The organism is Mesorhizobium sp. LNJC391B00 (assembly GCF_000502535.1).
Classification (GTDB): Bacteria; Pseudomonadota; Alphaproteobacteria; order Rhizobiales; family Rhizobiaceae; genus Mesorhizobium.
Genome location: NZ_AYWI01000005.1, coordinates 316,892 through 339,370, shown reverse-complemented (window position 1 = coordinate 339,370; position 22,479 = coordinate 316,892). Strand labels below are relative to the sequence as shown.

The window sequence follows — 22,479 nt, the reverse complement described above, 5'->3', positions numbered from 1 at the left end:
TTTCGTGCCCGGCCACCATCGTTGCACGGACCGATCTGGCCCAACGCAAGTGGATTGGTCTGACCGGGCAGCACCCTTATTGTGCGCTGCAATGAACGCCGCGCCCTTACGCCTTGCTCTCGCCGGCATGATCGCCATGGCCGTTGCCATGGGCATTGGCCGCTTCGTCTACACCCCGATCCTGCCCGGCATGATGGAGGAACTGCATCTGTCGCCGGCCGATGCCGGCTGGATCGCTTCGGCCAACTATCTCGGCTACCTCGCCGGCGCGCTTGCGGCGGCCGGCGGCTGGGCGCATGGGCGCGAGCGGCTGCTGATGTTTGGCGGCCTTGCCGCCAGTGCTGCGCTCGCCGCCCTGATGGGACTGACCGAAACGATGACGGCCTTCATCCTCATCCGCTTCCTTGCCGGTCTCGCCAGCGCCTTCGTCATGGTGTTCATGGCCTCGATCGTCTTCGGTCACCTGGCAGCCGCCAACAGAAGCGACCTGCAGGCGCTGCATTTCGGCGGCGTCGGCCTCGGCATCGCGGCATCCTCAGCGCTGATGGCGGTTCTGGTCACCGAACATGCCGGCTGGGCTTCGGGCTGGCTGTGGTCGGCAGCGATTTCCGCCGCCGGCCTTGCGCTCGTCGCCTTGCTCGCCGGCGGCACCGCACCTAGCAGCGGCGTGGCCGACCGCGAACCGGCACTGCCGAGGGACCGGTCGTTGGCAAAGGTCATCGTTGCCTACGGCCTGTTCGGCTTCGGCTATGTGGTGACGGCGACCTTCCTGGTCGCCATCGTGCGCCAGGGCGGCGGCGGCCGTGTCTTCGAGGCAAGCGTCTGGATGGTCACCGGCCTTGCCGGCTTTCCCTCGGTCTGGCTGTGGCAAAAGATAGCGGCACGGATCGGGCTTTATACCGCCTATGCGCTGGGCTGCCTGGTCGAGGTCGTCGGCGTCACCGCCAGCGTCGCCATCGGCGGCACCTTCGGCCCGTTGCTCGCGGGAGTCCTGCTCGGCGGCACCTTCATCGCCATAACAGCACTCGGCCTGCAGACGGCAAGGCAGCTCGTGCCGCAGGCGCCGCGCCGCATCTTCGCTCTGATGACCGCGTCCTTCGGCATCGGCCAGATCGTCGGCCCTGTCGTCGCCGGCCTGCTGGCGCAAGCCTCGGGCAACTTCTTCCTCGCCTCGATCGTCGCTGCTGGCGTATTGGTGGTATCTGCTGGGATCACCTGGTCGGCCGCGCCAAAATCGCCATGATTGTGGTCTTGCTCGATGCCGGGCATCGGGCACGGGCATTTGCTTTCCACCTAATGTGTGACTTTATGCCCGCTGAACCCCGCTGATTTGCGCACCGACCGAGGATTTCACCACAGTGTTCGTATCCTTCTTCCCGCAGCCGAAGCTGTTTTTCACCTCGGCCGCCGTCTGGAGCCTTTTGCTCATCATAATTTGGTTTTTCGGCGGCCAAGAGCTGGGTACCCTGATTGGGCTTGCTCCGGTGGCAGCCGACACGCCCGTTGGCGTTGAAGTCTTTTGGTCTGACCCGTTCGTCTGGTTCTACCTATACTACGGCACGGGCGTAGCGCTTTTCGCTGGCTTTTGGAGGTGGTATTCACCCCATCCTTGGCAGAACTGGTCGATCCTTGGGTCCGCGCTCATTCTCTTCGTGATCTATTTCCAGGTTCAAGTGGATGTAGCCTTTAACGCTTGGTACGGACCGTTCTACGATCTCATACAGCGGGCGCTCGGCAAGGCGTATTCGACAACGCCGTGGGATTTCTACAGCCAACTGCTGACCATCTCCTGGGTCGCTGGATTGGCCGTTGCCGTGGGTGTTCTTAACCTATTTTTTGTGAGCCATTGGATCTTCCGCTGGCGCACGGCGATGAATGAATACTACATGTTCTATTGGGACAGGCTTCGCACTATCGAAGGAGCGTCGCAGCGTGTCCAGGACGACACCATGCGCTTTTCCACGACGATGGAAGCACTCGGTGTGAATTTGGTCCGCTCGGTAATGACGCTGATCGCATTCTTGCCCGTTCTCCTCGTTCTGTCGAAAAATGTAACTGAATTGCCAATCGTCGGAGAGGTCCCTTACTCCCTAGTGGTGGTAGCGATTGTTTGGTCGATTTTTGGGACTACTTTCTTGGCGCTCGTCGGCATCAAGTTGCCAGGCCTCGAATTCCGTAACCAGCGCGTCGAGGCTGCCTATCGAAAAGAACTTGTTTATGGTGAAGATGATCCGAATCGTGCTCGGCCGCCCACTGTCGCCGAACTATTTAACAACGTGCGGCGAAATTACTTTAGGCTTTACTTCCACTACATGTATTTCAATGTGGCTCGCATATTCTATCTTCAGATAGATAATATATTCCCTTATATAGTATTGGTCCCAACGATGGTGGCCGCCAAAATCAGTTTGGGTCTATTGAACCGAATTCTCGATGCCTTCGGGCAAGTGCGCTCCTCGTTCCAATATCTCGTCAATGCGTGGACAACGATTGTCGAGCTTCTGTCCATTTACAAGCGCCTGCGTGCCTTCGAGGCAATTATCCACGGCGAGCCGCTTCCCGATATCGATCGTCGTTTCCTCGCGCGCCAGGCAAAGGAACCCGACCCGGCTTGATCCTATCTGCATAGACGGTTGGCGGCTCAGCCGCCCACCGCCGCCTGCCTCTCGCTACCACGTTGCCGCTGCACATAATCGCGAAAACTGATGCACTCGACATCTGATTTGACGCAGTTTTCGCCGGCAAAGCGCTCCAGCGCGTCCCAGTAGGCGCCGTTGTTCATCGGCGTGAAGTGGAAGCTGAGCACCAGCGGGATGCGCTTGCTCTGATATTGCCTGTCGAAGGCGGCGCGGAACGCCTGGTACGTCCGCTCGGTGAAGTCTGCCGCCTGGCTTGGCCGCTCGAAGCCGCCGGAATGCCTGACATAGAGATTGTAGTCCATGGCGATCACCAGCCTACCATCAGGGCCTTCCGGGATCTGCGGCAGCGAAAAGCGGGTCAAGCCGCCGCCGGTCGGCGGCTCGACCGGGCCTTTCGAAACGCCGCTGGCATCATAGTGGTAGCCGGCTTCAGGCAGGGCCTCATAGAGCCCTTTGCTGGTCGAGAGGTACGGCGCGCGAAAGCCGACAACGGCATGGGCAATATCGCGCCAGCCTGCCGGCTCGGGCGCTATGCCGTTGATCGCATAGGCGTTCTCCAGAATGTGCCCGAACGAGGCGAATTCCTTCAGCCAGTCGGCCTTGCTCCAGTCCTTGCCGTCGAAATGGCCGCAGCCATGGCTGGCGATGTCGTGGCCTTCCGAAGCGGCGAGCCCGATCTGATCGAGCCGATCGGCGACGTCCTGCTTCGAAGCGGCAAAGCCGATGTTGGATTTGCCCGCGGACTTGGCCGGAGCTGTGTAGTCGGCCCGCGTCTGCGGCGACAGCAGGAAGACGCAGGACAAAAAGTAGGTGAAATGCGCGCCGGTGCGCTTGGCCAGCGCCCGGCTGCGCTGCCATTGCGAGATCTCCCGGGCGCTATCGAACGAGATGATGACGATTTGCTTCGGCTTTGCCGGGGCAGGCGGCGCCGGCGGGTCGGCGAAAGCCGCACCAGCCATGGCAAGCACGGCTGAGGAAAACGCAACAACGCGGGACAAACGTGGCATCGGCAATCTGGGCTTGATCTGGAGGCAGTCCAAGCCGGCTATCGGCAAAATGTGGCGCGGGTGCGATCAACGTCGGCAGCTATGCGCCCGGCGATTAGCCGATTTTCCTGCCGAGCCCCTTCCATGCCCGCGAAATTTCGCTAAAACGCGGGCTCAAGAAGCGCCCCTGTTAGGGCAGCAATGGTTTTGATTGATGTCCGACGACAGTTTTATCCGCGAAGTCAACGACGAGATCCGTCGCGAGCAGGCGCAGGCGCTATGGGACCGCTTTGGTCCGGCGATCCTTGGCCTCGCCATCCTGGTGGTGCTTGGCACCGCCGCCTTCGTCGGCTACCGCTATTGGGACGAGACCCGCGCCAACCGCTCCGGCGATGCCTTCTCGCAGGCGCTGAAGCTTGCCAATGACGGCAAGAGCGACGAGGCGCTGACCGCCCTCGAACAGCTGGAAAAGGACGGCTACGGCGCCTATCCGCTGCTCGCCCGCATGCGCGCGGCGACCGTCAAGGCCGACAAGGGCGACTTTGCCGCCGCCGTCGCCGATTTCGATGGCGTCGCCGCCGACAACGCCATTCCCCAGGGCATTCGCGACATGGCGCGCCTGCGGGCCGCCCTGCTGCTCGTCGATCACGGCTCCTTCGCCGACGTCTCCAGCCGCGTCGAGGCGCTGACCGCCGACAACAACACGCTGCGCCACACAGCGCGCGAAGCGCTCGGCCTTGCCGCCTGGAAAGACGGCAAGACCCAGGATGCGCTGAAACTGTTCGACCAGATCGCCGCCGATGACGGCGCCCCGCGCAACGCGCGCCAGCGGGCGACGCTGATGTCGGAATTGATCCGCGGCTCGGGCGCGTCATGATACGCATCGCCCAAAGCCTGCCCTCGGGCCTGACCCAAGGGCGCGCTGCGGTTTGGGCGATGATATGGATAGCCGGATGAGCTTCAAAGTCGCCATTATCGGCCGGCCCAATGTCGGCAAATCCACGCTTTTCAACCGGCTGGTGGGACGGAAGCTGGCGCTTGTCGACGACACGCCGGGCGTCACCCGCGACCGTCGCGTCCACGCGGCCAAACTCTACGATCTGCATTTCGATGTCATCGACACCGCCGGTTTCGAAGACGCCGCCGCCTCGACGCTGCCCGGCCGCATGCGCGCGCAGACCGAGATCGCGATCCGCGAAGCCGACCTGATCTTCTTCACCATCGACGCCAAGTCCGGGCTTTTGCCCGACGACCGCACCTTTGCCGAGATCGTGCGCAAGTCCGGCAAGCCGGTCGTGCTGGTCGCCAACAAGGCCGAGGCCAAGGGCGCCCAGGGCGGCATGCTGGAGGCTTGGGAACTCGGCCTCGGCGAGCCGATCCCGGTCTCGGCCGAGCACGGCCAGGGCATGCCCGATCTGCGCGACGCGGTGATCGAGGCGCTGGGCAAAGACCGCGCCTTCGGCGAGGAAGAAGACGAGGCCGAGGACGTCGCCGCCAGCGAGGTGCTGATCGGCGAGGACATCACCGATCCCGACGCCGAACCCGCCTATGACGACACCAAGCCGATGCGCATTGCCGTCGTCGGCCGGCCCAACGCCGGCAAGTCGACGCTGATCAACGCGCTGATCGGCGAAGAGCGGCTGTTGACCGGCCCGGAAGCCGGCATCACCCGCGATTCCATCTCCGTCGACTGGGACTGGCATGGCCGCCGGCTGAAACTGTTCGACACTGCCGGCATGCGCCGCAAGGCCAGGATCCATGAAAAGCTGGAAGTGATGTCGGTGCAGGACGGCTTGCGCGCCATCCGCTTTGCCGAGATCGTCATCATCGTGCTCGACGCCACCATCCCGTTCGAGAAGCAGGACCTGCAGATCGCCGACCTGATCATCCGCGAGGGCAGGGCGCCGGTCATCGCCTTCAACAAATGGGACCTGATCGACAATCCGCAGGAACTGCTGGCCGAACTGCGCGAAAAGACCACACGGCTTTTGCCGCAGGTGCGCGGCATCCAGGCGGTGACGGTTTCGGCCGAGACCGGGCGCAGCCTCGACAAGCTGATGGATGCCGTCATCAATACGCACAAGGTGTGGAACAGCCGCGTTTCCACCGGCAAGCTCAACCGTTGGCTGGAAAGCATTCTGGCGCATCACCCGCCGCCCGCCGTCGCCGGCCGCCGGCTCAAGGTCAAATATGTCACCCAGGCCAAGACCCGGCCGCCGGGTTTCGTCGTCCAATGCTCGCGGCCCGACGCGATGCCGCAATCCTATGTCCGCTACCTCTCCAACAGCCTGCGCGAAGCCTTCGACATGCCCGGCGTGCCGATCAGGATAGCGCTGCGGACTTCGGACAACCCGTTCGCGGGGAGAGCGAACAAGCGCAAGTGAGCGCAAATAAGCTTCAGGCTGGCGGGACAGCACCCCCCTCTGCCCTGCCGGGCATCTCCCCGCAAGGGGGGAGATCAGTCGTTTCGTCTTTGGAGCCTCTCTTGCAACGTTGAAAATTGGCGAAAGCATTCGCGAGATCCAATCTCCCCCCTCGCGGGGGAGATGTCCGGCAGGACAGAGGGGGGTGTGACGGAACGCTACGCTGGACAGCCGCTTCCGTCTAAGCGACCTCTCTCAACCGCTCGTCCTGCGGCAGCGCCGCCACCGCCGCGTGCCACAATATATCCGCCAGCCGCGCCGCCACCGGGTCCAGTTCGGCGTCTTTCTGGTGCAGCACCAGCGCCATGGTCGGCAGCGCGGGTAAGCCCAGCGTTTGCGGCGCCATCGCTCTGACATTGGCCGGCAGGCCGATATCCGTGCGGATCGTCAGGCCGAGGCCGGCGGCGACCGCCGCCCAGATGCCGCCAAGGCTGGGGCTGGAGAAGGCCATCCGCCATGGCAGGCCGGCGCGGTCGAGCGTTTCCGTCGTCACTGTGCGCAGCAGGCATGGCGCTTCCAGCGCCACCAGCGGCAGTGCCTCGGCCTCGCGCAGCCTGGTCTCGATCAGCTTTGCCGGCCCGATCCAGCGCAATTGCGCGTCGCCGACATGCCGGCTGTAAGGCAGCGCCTGGCCGCTGTCCCAGGCCAGCGCAATGTCGAGATTGCCTGATGTGATCCGCTCGGCGAGTTCATAGCTGCGCCCGATCCGCGCCTCGATCTTGACCTTGGGATGCGCGCGGGCGAAGCGTCCGAGCACCTCCGGCAGCACCGCCTCGCCGAAATCCTCCTGCAGGCCGAGCCTGACCCAGCCTTCCAGTTCCACGTCGTGGATGGCCGAGGCCGCCTCGTCGTTCAACTCGAGCAGCCGCCTGGCATAGCCGAGCATGGTTTCGCCGGCTTCGGTCAACGCCAGTCCGCGGCCCGACTTGCGGAAGATCGGCGTCGCCGCCTGGTCCTCCAACTTCTTCAGTTGCGCGCTCACCGCCGAGGTCGAGCGTCCAAGCCGGTCGGCGGCCTTGGCGAAGCTGCCGAGTTCCATGCCGGTGACGAAGCTTCGGAGGACATCGAGGTCGAAGGTTACGCGGCGCATCACAACGATCCTGTTTTTCGGGAACAATTGTCAAAAACTTCCCGATATTCGGGATGAAGTTATGGCGGTAAGACGAGGCGTCAAGGCCCTGAAAGGGCATCAACAGGAGTCCCGCCATGTCGATTGCCGACGCAAATTGTGAGCCAGGCCGGGTTGGCCGAGCCGCCGTCACGTCGAAGGCTGAACGATTTCGCGCCAATCATCGCTGGAAGGTGCTTGGCATCGGCGTTGCCGCCAATGCCAGTTTCTCCGCCACCTTCGCCGGCATACCGGCGGCGGCGGTGTTTCTGCGGTCGGGCTATCACTTGAGCAATGGCAATCTCGGCCTGGTCCTCGGCCTTCTCGGACTGGGCGTTGCCTTGAGCGAACTGCCCTGGGGCCTGCTCACCGACCGCTGGGGCGATCGCGGCGTGCTGTTGACCGGCCTTGGCGCGACCGCGGCGTGGCTCGCCTTGATGGCGTTGTTCATCGTGCCCTCAGTGACCTATGTGCCTGGCGTCGCAATGCTGGCCGCGTGCCTTCTGGTCACCGGCCTGCTCGGCGGTAGCGTCAACGGTTCCAGCGGCCGCGCCATCATGGCCTGGTTCCACGAAGGCGAACGTGGCTTTGCCATGAGCATCAGGCAGACTGCGGTGCCGCTCGGCGGCGGGCTCGGCGCGCTGGTCCTGCCGTCGCTGGCATCGGTGCACGGTTTCGCGGCGGTCTTCGGGCTGCTGGCCGCCATGAACGCCGTCTCTGCGTTGTTTGCCTGGCGATGGCTGCACCAGCCGCCGGAACTGGACAATGCCGGCAGCATGGCCATGGCAAAGTCGGGCGGTCCGGCGCCGCTGCGCAATGTCGAGGTCTGGCGCATCGCCACCGCCATCGGCCTGCTCTGCTTTCCGCAAGTGGCGGTGCTGACCTTTGCCTCGGTCTTCCTGCACGATTTCGCCGGCATGGCCACGCTCACGATCAGCGCCAGCCTTGCCGCGGTGCAGACCGGCGCGATGGTGATGCGCGTCTGGAGCGGCCGCTTCACCGACCGCCATGGCAACCGCCGCTGGTTCCTGCGCCTCTGCAGCATGACGAGCGCGCTTGGTTTCGCGGCCCTCGGCCTGCTGGTCCTGGCGGCAGGAGCCACGCCAGGCTCCCATGCCGCGTTGATCACGGCGATCGCCGTGATGCTGGTCGTTGCCGGCATTTCGGTCTCCGCCTGGCATGGCGTCGCCTACACCGAACTCGCCACGCTTGCCGGTGCCAGCCGCGCCGGAACCGCGCTCGGTCTTGCCAACAGCTTCGTCTTCATCGCCTTCTTCGTGGTGCCGACCGCCATTCCGGCTTTGCTGCTCATCTGGTCGTGGCCTGGCGTCTGGCTGGTGGGCGCGCTCTGCGCCATGATTGCATGGCCAATTTTCCTGCGGCCGAACTGACGGGTTGCCGGCCGGCAAACGGCGTCCCATTTCGGGCCGCTTCGGAACAACACGATCGACCGCGTTAACCCCGCATCAAGGTTAATGCTTCACTCTGGCTCTCCAGTGGCTCAGTTGCGTTTCTGGAGAGTTCCCCGTGCATCGACGTGTCCTGAAGCGGCTGGCCGCCGCCGCCGGTGAGAAAAAACGTTCCTTCGTATCGCCATTGGTCATCGGGCTCGGCATCTGGATCGGCTTTCCAACCGTCGTCGCCTACCAGGACATGGGCAGCCTGATTTCCGGCCTCGAAGCTTCGGGCACCCGCTGGAACTCTTATGTCGAGCGCTCCGTCGCCGGCTCGGTTCATGCCGCCGAAATGCCTTTCATCGATTCCGTCACCACCGGTTCGCTCTCGGGCTCGGGCGTGCGCCTGCCCGGCGTCGGCAAGGTCTCGTTTCGCGGCAAGGGCAATGTCGCCGGCATCACGCCCGACGAGGACCGCATCATGCGCGCCGACAAGAAGGGCCGCATCATCCAGGTCTCGCCGGTGGCGCCGCCGAAGAACTTCAATGCCGGCTCGATCTTTCAGCGCACGTCCTCGCTGCTGCGGCCGAGCATGGACAGCGGCCTGAAGCTCGCCTTCGCCAAGCCCGGCATCAAGGGCAAGGAAATCCAGATCGCCCAGGCCTTCCACACCAATGTGGACAAGAAGCCCGATCCCGGCGTGCCGGCCATGCTTGCCGCCCTCGTCAACAATGACAGACCGGACGTGCTGGCCACCGCCTATGCCCAGGCCGAACCAGATTACGCCAAGGCCTCGCCCTTCGAGGCGCTGCTGCAGGACGAGGAGCCGAGCAGCGGGCGCTTCATTCCGCCGATGGCCAAGGGTGACCACTCGTGGATCCAGAACCCGCTGCCGGCCAGCGTCTTCTCCACGAAGGAGCAGGCCTGCCTTGCCAACGGCATCTATTTCGAGGCGCGCGGCGAATCCGTGCGCGGCCAGGCCGCCGTCGCCCAGGTCATTCTGAACCGCGTCCGCAATCCGGCCTATCCAAACTCGATTTGCGGCGTCGTCTACCAGAACGACAACTGGCTGAACCGCTGCCAGTTCTCCTTCGCCTGCGACGGCCGCAAGAAGCGCATCGAGAGCCCCGCCCACTACAAGACCGCGCAGGACGTCGCGATGGCGGTCACCGCCGGCAAGATCTTCATTCCCGAAGTCGGCTCATCGACCCACTACTACGCCAACTACGTCCATCCGGGCTGGGCGCGCACGATGCAGAAGATGACCAAGATCGGCCTGCATATCTTCTACCGCACCTATGGCGGCGGCTGGAGCTGAGCCCTTCGGCTTGCCTGTCCCAAACGGACCGCAAAAGGTCCCGGAAGCCGAAATCGGACAGCGGTCGCCGGACGGATTCGGGGCATGTGCCGACCCGATAGTGCCGGGCACGATGTCGCACCTCGCCAAGTGATTGATTTCAATAGAAAAAATACATGGCTTTGAAGTCCCGCCCGTGGCTTGACGGGCGCAAACCCTCTAACTATGTTGCCGGCGACTTTAGAAGCGGACGGACGGTGACGGTCTGACCGGGCAGGGGGGTTACGATGGCCGACAAGAACGGGCCAGACGGAACCGGAGAAACCGGCCGCGGCAGCAAGCACGAGGCCGACATCCGCGACGAAGATCTCGAACGCCGCCGGCGTGAGCTTGGAGCATCGCTTGCGACAAGACGGCCGGATCAGCTCGAGGGGAATGACGGCGCGAAGGCGACGGCCGGATATGGCCAGGCGCTCAAGCTGTCCAGCGAGTTCATCGCCGGGATAGTGGTGGGTGTGGGCCTTGGCTGGTTTCTGGATCGCGTGGCGGGAACCTCGCCATGGGGTCTGGTCGTCGGCTTGTTGCTGGGCTTTGGCGCCGGCGTGCTCAATGTCCTGCGTTCGTCAGGTGTTGTGGCGGAATTCGGAAAAAGCGAGAAGTCGCACGATCCGAAAGAATGAAATGGCGCGCCGCCAATGGCGCACAAGGACACTTAAGGCCGCTCGCGGTTTTGACGGGGATGTAAATGGCTGCTGACAAGGTCGATCCGATCCACCAGTTCCATATCGTCAAGCTGATTCCGATCAATATCGGCGGCTATGACCTGTCCTTCACCAATTCGGCTCTGTTCATGGTCGCGACCGTGGCCATTGCATCGGCGTTTCTTTACCTCTCGACCGCAAGCCGCAGCCTTGTTCCCGGCCGCCTGCAGTCGGTTTCGGAAATGGCCTACGAGTTCGTCGCGAACATGTTGCGCGATGCAGCCGGAACCCAAGGTATGAAGTTCTTTCCCTTAGTGTTCTCGCTGTTCATGTTCGTGCTTGTTGCCAATCTGCTTGGCCTTTTTCCTTATTTCTTCACCATCACCAGCCACATCATCGTCACCTTCGGCCTGGCCGCGCTGGTGATCGGAACCGTCATCGTCTATGGCTTCATGAAGCACGGTCTGGGCTTCCTCAAGCTTTTCGTGCCGAAGGGCGTGCCCATCCTGATGATGGTGCTTGTCGTTCCGATCGAGGTGATTTCCTTTGTCTCGCGTCCGGTCAGCCTATCGGTTCGTCTGTTCGCCAATATGCTCGCCGGCCACATTACCCTGAAGGTGTTTTCCGGGTTTGTGGTCAGCCTGAGTGCGCTCGGCGCGCTCGGCGTTGCGGGATCGATCCTGCCGCTGGCGATGGCTGTGGCGCTGACCGCGCTGGAGTTGCTCGTGGCGCTCTTGCAGGCATATGTGTTCGCCGTGCTCACCTGCATGTACCTGAATGATGCGCTGCATCCTTCGCACTAGATAGAATGTCCGGCATCTTTCGCCGGATGGAATTGCAACGAATTACAGATCCAAAGGAGTTTAAAATGGACGCAGAAGCAGCAAAGTACATCGGCGCCGGTATCGCTTGCCTGGGCATGGGCGGCGCGGGCATTGGCCTCGGCAACATCTTCGGCAGCTACCTGGCGGGCGCCCTGCGCAATCCGTCGGCCGCCGATGGCCAGTTCGGCCGCCTGATTTTCGGCTTCGCCGTGACCGAAGCTCTGGGCATTTTCTCGCTTCTCATCGCGCTTCTCGCCCTGTTCGGCTGAGCCCCTGTTCGGCCAATTATCGGTCGGACGAGCATTGGGAAGAATTGGCTGGCCGCATTCCTGCGGCCATGCCTGATATCAGGGGATAGTCCATGTTCGTGACATCTGCGTTTGCGCAAGAGTCCGCACCCGCCGCTGAAGGCGCCCACACCGGTACGGAAGGCGACACGCATTCCGGCACCGGCGTGCCTGCCGAGGCGCACGGCACGTTCCCGCCATTCGATCCGGCGACGTTTCCGTCCCAGCTTCTGTGGCTGGCGATCACGTTCGGGCTGTTCTATTTGTTCCTGAAGAAGGTGGTGATGCCGCGCCTTGGCGGCATCATCGACGTCCGCAGCGATCGCATCACGCAGGACCTCGACCAGGCCGCCAAGCTGAAGGGCGAGGCCGACGCCGCCGTTGCCGCTTACGAGCAGGAACTGGCGGAAGCCAAGGCCAAGGCCAACGCGATCGGCCAGCAGGCCAACGACGCTGCCAAGGCTGAAGCCGAGGCTGCCCGCAAGAAGGTCGAGGCCGCCCTCGACAAGAAGCTCGGCGAGGCCGAGGCCAGCATTGCTTCCATCAAGGCCAACGCCATGAAGGAAGTCGGCACGATTGCCGAGGACACCGCTTCAGCCATCGTCGATGCGCTTGTCGGCGGCAAGACGAGCAAGGCCGAGATCTCGGCTGCGGTCAAATCCGTGGCCCGGTGAGGAGCACATCATGGACGCCACATCTCTCGCAACGCTTTGGGCAACGGTTGCCCTCGTCATTTTCCTCGGCGTTGCCGTTTACATCAAGGTGCCAGGCCTGATCGCCAAGTCGCTCGACGCCCGTGCGACCAAGATCAGCGACGAGCTTGCGGAAGCCCGCCGGCTGCGCGAAGAGGCCCAGCAACTGCTCGGCCAATACCAGAAGAAGCGCAAGGAAGCCGAGCAGGAGGCCGCAGCCATCGTCGCTGCCGCCAAGCGCGAGGCCGACATGCTTGCCGCCGAGGCGCACAAGAAGACCGAAGACTATGTCACCCGTCGCACTGCGCTTGCCGAGCAGAAGATCGGCCAGGCAGAGCGCGAAGCCGTCGCCGAAGTGCGCGCCAGCGCCGTCGACATCGCCGTCGAGGCGGCCCGCACGCTGCTCGCCGGCAAGATCGACGCCAAGGCCGGCGCCGACCTGTTCAAGTCCGCGCTGCAGGACGTGAAGGCCAGGCTGAACTGAGCGGCGTTAACTCGCTGACATCAAGCCGCCCGGGCAACTTGGCGGCTTTTTTGTTGAGCGCGGACAATCTGCCCCCTTGAGGGGGAGATGTCGCCAAAGGCGACAGAGGGGGTCGGTGCGACCGGGCGCGACGCTCTTTCTGCGGCCAGTAAGGGCTAGCGCTTCACGCGCGGCGACCCCCTCTGGCCTGCCGGCCATCTCCCCCTCAAGGGGGGAGATTACCATTACTCCAACCCGGCGAAGCTCTCTTCCTCAACCACCTCAACTCCACCCAGCCTGAACGGCGCGAATGACGCCCGGTGCAGCCTTGCCACCGGACCATGCGCTTCGATCGCGGTGCGGTGCCGCACGGTGGCGTAGCCCATATGGACTTCGAACCCGTAGCGTTCGTGGTGGCTGCCGCAGCCGCACATCATGCGGTCGCGCATCACCTTGGCGACAATCGAGGCGGCGGCGATCGATTGCGAGCGCTGGTCGCCCTTGATCAGCGCGCGGCCTTCGCAGAGGAGGCCCGGCGGCACATCGCGGCCATCGGCCAGCGCCAGCTTCGCCTGGATCGGCAGGCCGGCAAGGGCGCGGCGCATGGCTTCCAGGCTGGCCTTGAGGATGTTGCTGCCGTCAATGCCTTCGGCGCTGACCGAGGCCATCGACACGCCGAGCGCTGACCCCAGGATTTTCAGGAACAGCGCCTCGCGCTGCAAATGGTTGAGCCGTTTGGAATCGTCGAGCCCGTCGGGAATGTTGGCGGGATCGAGGATCACGGCCGCCGCCACCACCGGCCCCGCCAGCGGACCGCGGCCGGCCTCGTCCATGCCTGCCACCGGCCACAGGCCTTCGGCCATCGCCTTCGTCTCGAAGGAGAAATCGGGCTTTTCGACGATTTCGAAAAGAAGCGGAGAATCGGAACGTGCGCGAGCCATGTTGCGGCGAGGTTCGCATCGGCTCCGATTCTCCGCAAGTCCCTCCAGGGTCGAGTGGGGCAAGACCGGGAGGGCACCGTCTGCAGGCCAGGGGACAGGCCGGACGGGATTCTTGGGTCGCCTGACAGCCACGAGGGCAGGGCAGGCGCTACTCTCAGAGCAGCATCAGCTGCTCGGTCGCCTTGGCGGCGGCGACAAACTGGTCGGTTCGGAGCGTGCGCCGCTCGGCGTTGAGGCCGAGCCGCTTGGCCGTGATCTCGAAGCGCCGGCCGATCTGCCAGGCATAGGGGCCAGCGCCTTTCATCCGCTTGCCCCATTCCGAATCATAGTCCTTGCCGTCGCGCATCGAACGGATCAGCGACATCACGTGCCGGTAGCGGTCGGGATAGTGGCGCAGCAGCCAGTCCTTGAAGATCGGCGCCACCTCGAGCGGCAGGCGCAGGATCACATAGCCGGCCTCGCGGGCGCCTGCGGCGCGTGCCGAATCGAGGATGCGCTCCATCTCCTGGTCGGTCAGGCCGGGAATGATCGGCGCCACCATGACAGAGGCCGGGATGCCGGCATCGGAAAGCTGCCGGATCGCCTCAAGCCGCTTGGTCGGCGTCGACGCGCGTGGCTCCATGGTGCGCGCCAGCATGCGGTCCATCGTTGTCACCGACAGCGCCACCTTGGCCAAGCCCCGTTCGGCCATGCGCGACAAGATGTCGATGTCGCGCGTCACCAGATGGGATTTGGTGACGATGCCGACCGGATGGCCGCGCGCCTCCAGCACTTCGAGGATCTCGCGCATAATCCGGTATTGTTTCTCGATCGGCTGGTAGGGATCGGTGTTGGTGCCGATCGCGATGGTGCGCGGCTGATAGCCATCCTTCGACAGTTCCTTGTCGAGCAGCCGCGCCGCATCCGGCTTGGCAAACAGCTTCGCTTCGAAATCCAGCCCCGGCGACAGGCCCATGAAGGAATGCGTCGGCCGGGCGAAACAATAGACGCAGCCATGCTCGCAGCCGCGATAGGGGTTGATCGAGCGGTCGAAGGAAATGTCGGGCGATTCGTTGCGGGTGATGATGGTGCGCGGCTTCTCGACCTGCACTTCGGTCTTGAACGGCGGCAATTCCTCCAGCGAATTCCAGCCGTCGTCGAACACATGCCGGCTGACCGGCTCGAACCGGCCGGACGGGTTGATGCCCGCGGAACGGCCGCGGTTGCGATCCGGACGGACGCGCATGCCGCTCTGTTCGATCATCGCATTGGCCATCTCGGCTCGCCCTGCTCCGAAAGCAGCAATGTCCGCACGCACGATATGTTCCATTTTGGCCCTTTCCCAAGGACTGTCGGCTGGCTGTCGAATCGCTCTGTTCATGAAAATAATCCTATTTCGCTGATGAGAACAAAGCAAGAACTTTTTCGTTGGCCATGCACAACTGGCGCTGCGCCGGGCTTTCGGCTATTCGGCTAAAAATGCTCAGCGTTCTGATCGAAACCCGGGATGACGAAGAAGGCCTTGCCCGCACGCTCGCCTCGTTGATCGGCGGCGCGGTCGAGGGCGTGGTGCGCGATGTCATCGTGTGCGACACCGGCTCGACCGACCAGACGCATCGGGTTGCCGATCATGCCGGCTGCCACTTCGTGGCCGGCGGCATTGCCGCGGGAATCAGGCAGGCGAAGGGTGACTGGCTGCTGTTTCTGGAACCCGGCGCAAGGCTGGCGGAGGGCTGGATCGACGACGTTGTCGCTCACACGGCGCGGCAAACCATGCCGGCGCGCTTTTCCCGTGCGCGCGGCAGCCGCACGCCGTTCCTGTCACGGGTGTTTTCGGGCAACCGGGCGCTGGCCGAAGGGCTGGTCATCAGCAAGCGCCAGGCCGCTGCCCTGTCGAAGAACGCGCACAGCGCCGAAGCCCTTGCGCGCGGTCTCGCCACCAGGCGGCTCGACGCCGAAATCTGGCTGGCGCCGAAGAAGTGATGTTTCTCCCTTTTCCCGTTCCCAGGGAGAAGGGTGCCCGAAGGGCGGATGAGGGGCAGCGTCGGCGTCTCATCCGCATTGGCACGGTCGCAGCACCATCCCTCTTTTTCGCCGCAAAAAGCTATTGTGCATTGCACAAAAGCTGACGCGGGATTAGCATTCCGTTGATGCGGGATATCGGGGTTTGGGTAGTGCCGGAGCGGTAAGCAAGCGCCGCGTCGTCGTTGCTGCCGTTCATATCTGAGGACCCCGATGAACCTTTCGTCCCCCGACAAATCCGGCGCCCCCAGTCTGGAAGCCATTGCCCGCAACGGCAGCCTGCTCCGCCGCATTGCGGTGCGTATCCCGACCTATCTGTCCGACCTGCGCGAAAATCCCGCATGGCTGCCGATGTTCGTGCTTGCCCGCACCATGCCGGCGCGCAAGCTGCACTGGCTTGGCGCCAAAGCCGCGCGCCCCGCGCAGAGTGCCGGAGCGACGATGTTCAGGGGCGTCGACCTCAAGTCGATCGTCGCGGCGCTGCGCACCGATGGCCTGTTCTCCGGACTGGTCCTGCCGCAGGCAATCCACCAAGAGATCGCCAGCTTCGCTCAGAGCACGCCGTGCTTCGGCAATTTCGACCGCCGGCTCGAATTCATGCCCGGAGAACACGCAGAAGCCGAGAAGCGGTTCGGCCGCTCTTTGCTCAGCGGACACTATTTCGAGCGCATCCTCGGCTGCAAGGCGGCACTCGCCATCCAGAACGACCCGCTGCTGCTCGACATCGCCGAGCACTATCTGGGCGGGCAGGCGAAGCTGATCACCACGCGTGTCTGGTGGAGCTTTCCGACAGGCGAGGCTTCCGACGCCGACAAGAACCTTGCCTCGCTAGGCAAATATCATTTCGATCTCGACGACTGGCGGATGCTGAAATTCTTCTTCTATCTCAAGCCCTGCGATGCCGGCACCGGCCCGCACGTCTATGTCAAAGGCAGCCACAACAGGCGCAGCCTCAAGCACCAGTTGACGCTGCTGGTCGGCCATCCGGCGCAAGACGTGCTCAAGGTCTATGGCGACGACAGCCCGGTCACGCTGACCGGCGAGGCCGGCCTCGGCTTCGTCGAGGACCCGTTCGGCTTCCACATGGGCACCGTGCCGTCCACCACGCCACGGCTGATGATGGAGGTCGGCTTCGGCATCTCGCCGCCCTCGCGCCGCCGCTTCCACGGCGAGCCGGTCATCCGCTGACGCCGGAGCGGATCTCGACCGGCATCCAGCGCGCTTGCCGCCGGGCAATGCGACCCTCTTTGTTCTCGGCATCATAGTCCATTGGGACCGGCTCGCGGTTGAACCGCGGCCGGTCATCCAGCGCATTGGCGATGACGATCGCTCTCGGTTCGCCGTCGGTGGTCACAGCAGCGACATAGACGCCGCAGTCCCGGCAGATGAGATAATCGGCGGTGCGCAATCCGAACCGGTATCGGTGCAGCCGCGCCTCGTCCTCGACCGAGACGATCAATCGGCCCTGCGGATCGGCAGCGGCGCGCGAACCATGCCGGACACAGAACGCGCACTGGCAGGCGCGGATCTCCACCTCGGCCGGCTCGATTCCCGTTTCGAACGTCAGGTGGATGTTGCCGCAATGGCAGCCGCCGCGGTGCGCGCTCATTGGATCTCTTCCGTCTTGACTTGGCGACAGACTATCCGCCCGACGACCCGGAGGAAATGACCTCTCGAAGGCGCAGCCGCCATTCTGCCTGACAAAGGCAGCACTTGGCCGGCTTTGCCTTGGTTTACGAGGCGGCCTTGCCGCGCCGCAAATGCTCGTCCAGGCGCGGCATGATCTCGACGAAGTTGCAGGGCATGTGGCGGTAGTCGAGCTGCGGTTTCAGGATGCCGTCCCAGGCGTCCCTGCAGGCGCCGGGCGAGCCCGGCAGCACGAAGACGAAGGTGGCGTTGACGACGCCGCCCGTCGCCCGACTCTGCACTGTCGAGGTGCCGATCTTGTCGTAGGAAATGCGGTGGAACACTTCGGAAAAGCCATCCATGCGCTTCTCGAAGATCGGCTCCAGCGCCTCCGGCGTCACGTCGCGGCCGGTAAAACCGGTGCCGCCGGTGGTGATGACGACATCGATGTCTTCGTCGCGCGACCAGCCCAGCACCTTGTCGCGGATTTTCTCCCGGTCGTCGGTGACGATGTCGCGCGCGGCCAGGACATGGCCGGCCTCGACGATGCGATCGGCCAGCGTCCGCCCTGATTTGTCGTCGGCAAGGCTGCGCGTATCGGACACCGTCAGCACCGCGATGCGCACCGGGATGAAGGGGCGGCTTTCGTCAATTTTGGTCATCGGCCCCCTCTGAAGCGATGCTTCGTGTCGCGGCGACAAACCACTCCGGTTCGCGGCTGCGGATCTCGGCGGCGGCGCGCTTGGCGACATTGCCGGTCTCGAACAGTCCGAAGCATGTCGCGCCGGAGCCCGACATGCGCGAGAATCCAGATCCGGCCCTGTTCAGCAGGGAAAGCGCTCGGCCGATGGGTGGCTGGATCGCCTGCGCCGCCGGTTCGAGATCGTTGCGGGTGATCTCCAGCCAGTTGCGGACACTGTGGAAGTCAAATGCACGCGGCAGCGGCGGCAATCCCTCATTGTCGCGTTTCTCAAGTGCGTTGAACACATCAGGCGTCGAGACGGCGACGCCGGGATTGACCAGCACCAAAGCGAGCGCCGGAAAATCCGGCACCAGCGACAGCTCGTCGCCGACGCCACGCGCAACCAGCGGTTTTGCCGCAAGACACATCGGCACGTCGGCGCCGAGCGTGAGACCGATCCGGCTCAGTTCGGCCTCGCCGATGTCGAGCCCCCAGGTCCGGACAAGACCCTGCAATACCGCCGCCGCGTCGCTTGAGCCGCCGCCGACGCCGGATGCGATCGGCAGGTTCTTTTCCAGCCGGATGGCAACCGGCGGCGTGCTCTGCTGGCCGGCCTGCCTGCGCAGCGCCTCGCGCGCCTTCACCACCAGATTGCTGTCGTCGATCGGCACGGAAGTCGCGTAACGGCCCGATACGGAGAACCGGTCGGCGTCGGCAGGCTCGATCTCGACCCTGTCGCCGAAGCGGGTGAAAACGACCAGGCTCTCGAGCAGATGGTAGCCGTCGGCGCGCTTGCCGGTGACGTGCAGCGCCAGATTTATCTTGGCGGGCGCAAGCCACGTCCGGGCTGCGGCATCCAAACTGTCGGCTGCTGACGGGATGATGATCAGTCCTTGGCCAGGCGGTATTCGCCGGTCTTGGGATCCTGGACCAGCGTGCCGTTGGTGCCGTTGGCTGCCTGCTTTTCGGTGCGCCGCACCTTGGCGGTCACACGTTCGGCCTCGCGGACGAAGGTGCGGTAGCCGAAATAAGCGGCTGCGCCGACAACTGCGAAGAAAATGATCTGTGGCATTTCAAAGCTCCTCCCTCGCAAGGCGGCAAGGCAGACTGTCAAGCCCTCATGCTAGACGCTTTCCCTGCTTTTTCAAAGCCCGAAGCGAGCCCACAATGCGCGCTCTTCCGCCGCATCGATCACGCCGCTTGCGGCGGCGGCGGCAATATCGGGCGCTGAAAAGTTCGAGCCGAACAGGCCGATGCGGCCAAACAGGCCACGCGGCGCGGTGACCAGCCTGAGCTGGGTTTTCGCGCCGAAGCGGGTTTTCAGTACCGTGCGCATGTCGCTCAACGCATCGACGAGGCCAAGCTCCAGCCCTTTCTTGCCGGTCCAGAACAGGCCGGTGAACAGGTCCGGATCGTCCTTCAGCTTGGTGCCACGGCGTTCCCTGACCAGGTCGATGAAGGTCTCGTGCACTTCCAGCTGCAGCGCCTTCAGGCGCTCGACGTCTTCCCTCTTCTCCGGCTTGAACGGGTCGAGCACCGCCTTGTTCTGGCCGGCGGTGTGGACACGGCGCTCGACACCGATCTTCTTCATCAACTCGGGAAAGCCGAACGAGGCCGAGACGACACCAATCGAACCGACGATGGAGGACGGATCGGCAAAGATCTCGTCGCCGGCGACCGCGATCATGTAGCCGCCCGAGGCCGCCACATCCTCGACAAAGACCAGCACCTTTTTGTTCTTCTCGACCGCGAGGTCGCGGATGCGCTTGAAGATCAGCCGCGACTGCACCGGCGAGCCGCCAGGCGAATTGATTGAAATGGCGACGGCGGGCGCATCGAACAGGAACGCCTTTTCGATGAGGGCGGCGGTGGACGCCAAGGACAGGCTCGGCCGGAACGGGCCGCCGCCGGCCATGATGGTGCCATGCAGCCTGATGACGGGAATGGTGACGACGCTGGATCGCCAGGATTTCGGCAGCAGGCGGTTGAAAAGGCGTTTCACGAGGTGGCTGTCTCCAAATGGCTTCAACGCATGTAGGGATTTGCCGGTCAACGGCAATGCTGCAATCCATCTCAGCCAACTGTGTGCCGGTTTTGCGGCAACGACACTGACGGGCCTAAATCAATCGCCAAACAGCGACGCCAGTCCGTTGTTGATCATCTCGGTTCGTTCCGACGGGCCGTCGCCCGTTTGCCCATGCAGCATCAAAGGCTGGCGGATCGACAGCTTGCCGCGCGCGCCGAGCGCTGCCCTGACGACAATGCGGATTGCGGCTGCTTCCGGGCGCGGATGCACGGCCAGCATCTCGGCGTCGCCGAAGCGGCCCGACAGCGCATGGAGGAGGTCGCCAAGCTGTTCCGGCCGCGCAATGACGGCCAGGCCCCCGCGCGGCTTGGCGACGGCAGCCGCACTTCGGATCCAGCTCTCGAACAGCCCGTCGTCCATGACATGCGCTTGCCGCCGCAGCGGATCTGGCGTGGCGCGGTCCTGCGCCGCGTTGAAGGGCGGGTTCATGATGACGAAATCGAAGGAATTGTCGGCAAGGCCGGCTTGCGTCCGCGCCCGGCCCGACAGCGTGACGTCGGCGGTCAGCACCGAGGCGCGATTGCCGAGATGCGCATTGCCGGGATGGGCGAGCGTGGTTGTGGCGAAGCCTGCCATCTCGGTCGACCGTTCGACGAGCACGACCTGCGCCTCTGGGCAGCGCGACAGCACGGCAAGACCCGCCGCACCGGCGCCGGCGCCGAAATCGGCGAGGCGTCCAGCAAAGCCGGATGGAACTGCTGCCGCCAGCATCATGGCATCCATCCCGGCGCGATGCCCTGTCCTGGGCTGGACCAGCCAGAAGCGGCCGCGATGGAAGGCATCGACCGTATGGGCCGGCGTATCGCTGGTAAGCGCGCTCGCTTCAGCCATTATGTCTGGCGGATTTCGTTCTCGATGCCGGCGTCTTTCAAGATGCGCCGCGCCTGATCGGCCTGGTCGGCATCGACCATGACGCGCTTCTGCAAAAGACCGATCGACCCTTCGAGAATGCTCATGTTCTGGTCGGCGACGAAGCAGGCAATCCCGGCATCGCGCATCAGCGATTCGACGAAGGAGATGATCACGGCATCGTTGGTGCGCACGAGTTCTATCATCGGACGAAGTTCGCAGGTTGCAGCGTTGATGTAAACGCTGGAGCATGGCGCCGAAAAGTGTGGAGAGGTTTTCGGGCAACGGCATGCGGTCGCTAAGGTTGACACGCCGTCACCGCAGCCGCGCCAATTCGCCTCTTGCCGTGCCCGTATGTGCCGCCCTAGAGTCCCAGGCGGGACCAGGGTGCCGTCGCACGCGTGATCAAAGACGGGAGTGTTTGTTGGTGGGTGTCGTTCTCAACATCGAAAACGGGAAGCGGGAACCCGCCTCCATCAAGGATCTCATCGACCTGACAGCAGCCGATATGGGGCGCGTCAACAAACTGATCCTGTCCAAGGCCGGCTCCGACGTCGAGATGATCCCGGAGGTCGCCAATCATCTGATCTCGTCGGGCGGCAAAAGGCTGCGTCCCATGCTGACGCTCGCGGCGGCCCAGATGTTCGGCTATTCCGGCGAGGGCCACGTCAAGCTCGCCACCGCGGTCGAGTTCATGCACACCGCCACGCTGCTCCATGACGATGTCGTCGACGAGAGCGGCATGCGGCGCGGCAAGAAGACCGCCCGCATGATCTGGGGCAACCAGGCGAGCGTGCTGGTCGGCGATTTCCTGCTCGGCCAGGCTTTTCGCATGATGGTCGATGTCGGTTCGCTGGAAGCGCTCGACATCCTGTCCAGCGCCGCCTCGATCATCGCCGAGGGCGAGGTGATGCAGCTGGCGGCAGCCAAGAACCTGGATACCACCGAGGACGAGCATTTCGCCGTCATCAAGGCCAAGACCGCGGCGCTGTTCTCGGCTGCCGCCGAGGTCGGCCCGGTCATCGCATCGGCGACGCGCAACGATCGCGCCGCCTTGCGCTCCTACGGCATGAATCTCGGCCTTGCCTTCCAGCTCATCGACGATGCGCTGGATTATGGCGGCTCCAGCCAGGAGCTGGGCAAGAATGTCGGCGACGATTTCCGCGAAGGCAAGGTTACACTGCCGGTCATCCTCGCCTACCGGCGCGGCACCAAGGCCGAGCGCACCTTCTGGAAGCGCGCCATCGAGGACAATGTCACCGACGATGCCGGCCTGGAGAAGGCGATCGGCCTGATGACCCGCCATGGCGCCATTGCCGACACCATCGGACGGGCCCGCCATTTCGGCGAGATCGCCCGCGATGCGCTGGCACCGCTGGAGGCGACGCCGCAGAAATCGGCGCTCATCGACGTCATCGACTTCTGCATCAGCCGGGTGAACTGACCCGCGCCTGGCGCCAAAGCAAGTTTGCACGCGAAA

The 22,479-nt window shown here is 63.9% G+C and carries 25 protein-coding genes; 14 read left to right on the top strand and 11 right to left on the bottom strand.

The window, feature by feature from the left end:
- The first annotated feature begins 91 nt into the window (after positions 1–91).
- Both X750_RS149775 and sbmA read left to right on the top strand, forming a co-directional pair.
- Positions 92–1,243, top strand: coding sequence for a YbfB/YjiJ family MFS transporter (locus X750_RS149775; RefSeq protein WP_031242886.1), 1,152 nt, complete (start codon positions 92–94; stop codon positions 1,241–1,243).
- Positions 1,244–1,358: 115 nt separating this feature from the next.
- Positions 1,359–2,615 carry a peptide antibiotic transporter SbmA gene (gene sbmA / locus X750_RS149780; protein ID WP_023668493.1) on the top strand — a complete coding sequence of 419 codons (1,257 nt, stop codon included), beginning with the start codon at positions 1,359–1,361 and terminating at the stop codon, positions 2,613–2,615.
- 26 nt (positions 2,616–2,641) lie between these two features.
- Here sbmA and X750_RS149785 read toward each other — a convergent pair whose 3' ends face one another.
- Complete coding sequence (locus tag X750_RS149785) at positions 2,642–3,646, bottom strand: polysaccharide deacetylase (protein WP_023747570.1); 1,005 nt, start codon at positions 3,644–3,646, stop codon at positions 2,642–2,644.
- A gap of 193 nt (positions 3,647–3,839) precedes the next feature.
- Between X750_RS149785 and X750_RS149790 the strand changes: the two genes are divergently transcribed.
- Both X750_RS149790 and der read left to right on the top strand, forming a co-directional pair.
- Positions 3,840–4,502 (top strand): tetratricopeptide repeat protein, encoded by a 663-nt coding sequence (locus X750_RS149790; RefSeq protein ID WP_023747569.1) that lies wholly within the window; start codon positions 3,840–3,842, stop codon positions 4,500–4,502.
- Positions 4,503–4,578: 76 nt separating this feature from the next.
- The gene (gene der, locus X750_RS149795) at positions 4,579–6,009 is read left to right on the top strand and encodes a ribosome biogenesis GTPase Der (RefSeq protein ID WP_023747568.1); all 1,431 of its coding nucleotides are present in this window, start codon (positions 4,579–4,581) and stop codon (positions 6,007–6,009) included.
- Between the two features lie 220 nt (positions 6,010–6,229).
- On the opposite strand, the gene X750_RS149800 is transcribed toward der, so the two are convergent.
- On the bottom strand, positions 6,230–7,138 hold the full coding sequence (locus X750_RS149800) for a LysR substrate-binding domain-containing protein (RefSeq protein ID WP_023747567.1): 909 nt from the start codon (positions 7,136–7,138) through the stop codon (positions 6,230–6,232).
- Between the two features lie 116 nt (positions 7,139–7,254).
- Here X750_RS149800 and X750_RS149805 point away from each other — a divergent pair, with 116 nt between their 5' ends.
- The 7 genes from X750_RS149805 to X750_RS149835 all read left to right on the top strand — a co-directional run bounded on the left by X750_RS149805 (position 7,255) and on the right by X750_RS149835 (position 12,835).
- Entirely contained in the window at positions 7,255–8,547 is a 1,293-nt protein-coding gene (locus X750_RS149805; RefSeq protein WP_023747566.1) for an MFS transporter, read from the top strand.
- Positions 8,548–8,683: 136 nt separating this feature from the next.
- The gene (locus X750_RS149810) at positions 8,684–9,868 is read left to right on the top strand and encodes a cell wall hydrolase (protein ID WP_023668487.1); all 1,185 of its coding nucleotides are present in this window, start codon (positions 8,684–8,686) and stop codon (positions 9,866–9,868) included.
- A gap of 266 nt (positions 9,869–10,134) precedes the next feature.
- On the top strand, positions 10,135–10,527 hold the full coding sequence (locus X750_RS149815) for an AtpZ/AtpI family protein (RefSeq protein ID WP_023668486.1): 393 nt from the start codon (positions 10,135–10,137) through the stop codon (positions 10,525–10,527).
- A 65-nt stretch (positions 10,528–10,592) separates the two neighbouring features.
- On the top strand, positions 10,593–11,351 hold the full coding sequence (locus tag X750_RS149820) for a F0F1 ATP synthase subunit A (protein ID WP_023696586.1): 759 nt from the start codon (positions 10,593–10,595) through the stop codon (positions 11,349–11,351).
- Positions 11,352–11,416: 65 nt separating this feature from the next.
- Positions 11,417–11,641 carry a F0F1 ATP synthase subunit C gene (locus X750_RS149825; protein ID WP_006206606.1) on the top strand — a complete coding sequence of 75 codons (225 nt, stop codon included), beginning with the start codon at positions 11,417–11,419 and terminating at the stop codon, positions 11,639–11,641.
- Between the two features lie 92 nt (positions 11,642–11,733).
- Complete coding sequence (locus X750_RS149830; RefSeq protein ID WP_023684380.1) at positions 11,734–12,333, top strand: F0F1 ATP synthase subunit B; 600 nt, start codon at positions 11,734–11,736, stop codon at positions 12,331–12,333.
- 10 nt (positions 12,334–12,343) lie between these two features.
- Positions 12,344–12,835, top strand: coding sequence for a F0F1 ATP synthase subunit B (locus tag X750_RS149835; protein WP_023668483.1), 492 nt, complete (start codon positions 12,344–12,346; stop codon positions 12,833–12,835).
- Positions 12,836–13,059: 224 nt separating this feature from the next.
- Here X750_RS149835 and X750_RS149840 read toward each other — a convergent pair whose 3' ends face one another.
- The gene (locus tag X750_RS149840; protein WP_023747565.1) at positions 13,060–13,755 is read right to left on the bottom strand and encodes a ribonuclease HII; all 696 of its coding nucleotides are present in this window, start codon (positions 13,753–13,755) and stop codon (positions 13,060–13,062) included.
- A 154-nt stretch (positions 13,756–13,909) separates the two neighbouring features.
- Positions 13,910–15,064 (bottom strand): PA0069 family radical SAM protein, encoded by a 1,155-nt coding sequence (locus X750_RS149845; RefSeq protein ID WP_023684378.1) that lies wholly within the window; start codon positions 15,062–15,064, stop codon positions 13,910–13,912.
- A gap of 149 nt (positions 15,065–15,213) precedes the next feature.
- On the opposite strand from X750_RS149845, the gene X750_RS149850 reads away from it, so the two are divergent.
- A complete protein-coding gene (locus tag X750_RS149850) occupies positions 15,214–15,717 on the top strand; it encodes a glycosyltransferase (protein WP_023684377.1) in 504 nt (167 codons plus the stop codon).
- A 252-nt stretch (positions 15,718–15,969) separates the two neighbouring features.
- The gene (locus X750_RS149855) at positions 15,970–16,944 is read left to right on the top strand and encodes a hypothetical protein (protein WP_023747564.1); all 975 of its coding nucleotides are present in this window, start codon (positions 15,970–15,972) and stop codon (positions 16,942–16,944) included.
- Here the strand turns inward: X750_RS149855 and X750_RS149860 are convergent.
- The 7 genes from X750_RS149860 to X750_RS149890 all read right to left on the bottom strand — a co-directional run bounded on the left by X750_RS149860 (position 16,934) and on the right by X750_RS149890 (position 21,205).
- Positions 16,934–17,365 (bottom strand): aldehyde-activating protein, encoded by a 432-nt coding sequence (locus X750_RS149860; protein WP_023747563.1) that lies wholly within the window; start codon positions 17,363–17,365, stop codon positions 16,934–16,936. The genes X750_RS149855 and X750_RS149860 overlap by 11 nt on opposite strands.
- 124 nt (positions 17,366–17,489) lie before the next feature.
- Positions 17,490–18,044, bottom strand: coding sequence for a molybdenum cofactor biosynthesis protein B (moaB, locus tag X750_RS149865; protein ID WP_023732120.1), 555 nt, complete (start codon positions 18,042–18,044; stop codon positions 17,490–17,492).
- Positions 18,031–18,924, bottom strand: coding sequence for a 4-(cytidine 5'-diphospho)-2-C-methyl-D-erythritol kinase (locus tag X750_RS149870; protein ID WP_023747562.1), 894 nt, complete (start codon positions 18,922–18,924; stop codon positions 18,031–18,033). Before X750_RS149870 ends, moaB begins: the two co-directional genes overlap by 14 nt.
- A gap of 26 nt (positions 18,925–18,950) precedes the next feature.
- Complete coding sequence (locus X750_RS149875; protein WP_023668475.1) at positions 18,951–19,136, bottom strand: membrane protein; 186 nt, start codon at positions 19,134–19,136, stop codon at positions 18,951–18,953.
- A gap of 72 nt (positions 19,137–19,208) precedes the next feature.
- Positions 19,209–20,066, bottom strand: coding sequence for a S49 family peptidase (locus X750_RS149880; protein WP_023668474.1), 858 nt, complete (start codon positions 20,064–20,066; stop codon positions 19,209–19,211).
- Between the two features lie 120 nt (positions 20,067–20,186).
- Entirely contained in the window at positions 20,187–20,981 is a 795-nt protein-coding gene (locus tag X750_RS149885; protein WP_023668473.1) for a methyltransferase, read from the bottom strand.
- Positions 20,981–21,205: a DUF2007 domain-containing protein gene (locus tag X750_RS149890; protein ID WP_023692106.1), complete on the bottom strand. Its 225-nt coding sequence runs from the start codon at positions 21,203–21,205 to the stop codon at positions 20,981–20,983. The genes X750_RS149885 and X750_RS149890 overlap by 1 nt, the downstream gene beginning before the upstream one ends.
- A gap of 221 nt (positions 21,206–21,426) precedes the next feature.
- On the opposite strand from X750_RS149890, the gene X750_RS149895 reads away from it, so the two are divergent.
- The gene (locus X750_RS149895; RefSeq protein WP_023668471.1) at positions 21,427–22,443 is read left to right on the top strand and encodes a polyprenyl synthetase family protein; all 1,017 of its coding nucleotides are present in this window, start codon (positions 21,427–21,429) and stop codon (positions 22,441–22,443) included.
- The last annotated feature ends 36 nt before the right edge of the window (positions 22,444–22,479 follow it).